Genomic DNA, 943 nt, shown 5'->3' on the forward strand with positions numbered 1-943 from the left:
CATGTGGCCCAGTCCCCGGTGCCGCCGGAACCGCGGGCTCCGGCTGCGGCACCGGGGACTGGGCCACATGCGGCTCCGGCTGCGGGCGCCAATGTGTACCGGATGAGACCGGCTGTTGGTACGGCTCCGGCTCGTGAGGTTGCGCGGCACCGTAGTACGGAGGCGCCGGATACGGCGGCGTGGGAGGCGCCTCCGCCTCATCGACATGATGGGGATCTTCGGCGACATCGATGATCGGGTACTCCGATGTCCGGTTGTCCTCCTCGACCGCGGTCACGTCCTGGTACTCGGCGGCCGGCGCGGGTTGGGGCTCGCGGACGGAGTGGGTGAATGCGGCAGCAGGTGCGCCCACGTTCGGTGCGGGCTCGGGCTCGGCTCCCGGCCAGGGCCCCAACGCGCGAATCGGGTCATGCTCGATCGCCGGACGCTCACTGAGCTCGGTGTTGAAGAGAATCTCCAGATTGGTGCGCAACGCGGCAAGCTCGGCACGCAGAGTCGCGATCTCATCGGCGGCCTGCGCCTCGATCTCCCCAGCCAGCTGTTGGCGCAATCTGCTCTCGACCGTCAGCTCGTACTCGCGGCGCGCCGAAATCTCCCGCTCCAACTGCAGGTCGTAAACCAGCTTCTGGTCGCGCACCTTCGCCTGGTCGGTATCGCTCTGCCGGCGGTAGGTCAGCGCGGCGAATGACGCGATGACCGCGGCCCATAACGCCAGCAACAAGCCGACGCGTAGATAGATGGCCTTATCGGTGAAAACCAGGGCGATCCCGGAACCGATCGCCAGCACCAGCAACGCGGTCAGCAACGCCCACCCGGGGCGACGGCTGCCACGCCGAGGCTTCGCCGCTCGGGTCGGAATCGTCATGGGGGTGACTGTACCCGGACAGTGCAGTGTGCTGGCCGACCTCGAATCGGCGATTCGACATGGGCGGGTGCTATCGGG

Annotated in this window: 1 protein-coding gene; it reads right to left on the reverse strand. The window is 67.8% G+C overall.

The genetic code is table 11. From position 1 onward, the window contains the following. A partial coding sequence (locus AOT83_RS18345; protein ID WP_346424256.1) for a DUF6779 domain-containing protein occupies nt 1–865 on the reverse strand: 865 nt, incomplete at its 3' end. Nucleotides 866–943: the final 78 nt, after the last annotated feature.

Origin of the sequence: Mycobacteroides sp. H001 (genome assembly GCF_001440005.1) — a bacterium.
Taxonomy (GTDB): Bacteria; Actinomycetota; Actinomycetes; order Mycobacteriales; family Mycobacteriaceae; genus Mycobacterium; species Mycobacterium gwanakae.